2 pseudogenes are annotated in these 395 nt (G+C 58.2%); both read left to right on the top strand.

What is annotated here, in order from left to right:
• Positions 1-200, top strand: a pseudogene (locus SB753_RS35130) (ATP-NAD kinase); the annotation flags it as partial.
• A gap of 75 nt (positions 201-275) precedes the next feature.
• Positions 276-395 (top strand): annotated as a pseudogene (locus SB753_RS35125) (ABC transporter substrate-binding protein); the annotation flags it as partial.

The following is a 395-nucleotide window of genomic DNA, read 5'->3' as shown; positions in this document are numbered from 1 at the left end:
ACGGCACGCTCGCATTCGACGGCGAGCGCGAGATCGAAATCGAGCGTGACGACCGCTATGAAATCTCGCTCGACTGGAGTGGCCCGTTGACCGTCGATGTGAGCCGCACGCTGCGTTTCTCGGCGTCGCGTCAGTTGATGCGCGAGATGGCGGGCGCTTCGATGCGAACCCTTATGCACACACAAGCAAACGCGAAATAAAGGGAGTTCATTTAATCACGCGGAGCCCATCCGCACCCGTTGCTGTAACGATCGACATCATCAAGGAGACACACCATGTCAAATCAGTTGAGCAGGGAAAAACTGCTGGAAGCGTACCGGCTGATGCGCACCATTCGCGAGTTCGAAGAGCGCCTGCACGTCGAGTTCGCGACGGGCGAGATTCCCGGCTTCGTG

This window comes from Paraburkholderia sp. SIMBA_053 (genome assembly GCF_046534895.1).
Classification (GTDB): Bacteria; Pseudomonadota; Gammaproteobacteria; order Burkholderiales; family Burkholderiaceae; genus Paraburkholderia; species Paraburkholderia caledonica.
This window is presented reverse-complemented; position numbering and strand designations above follow the sequence as displayed.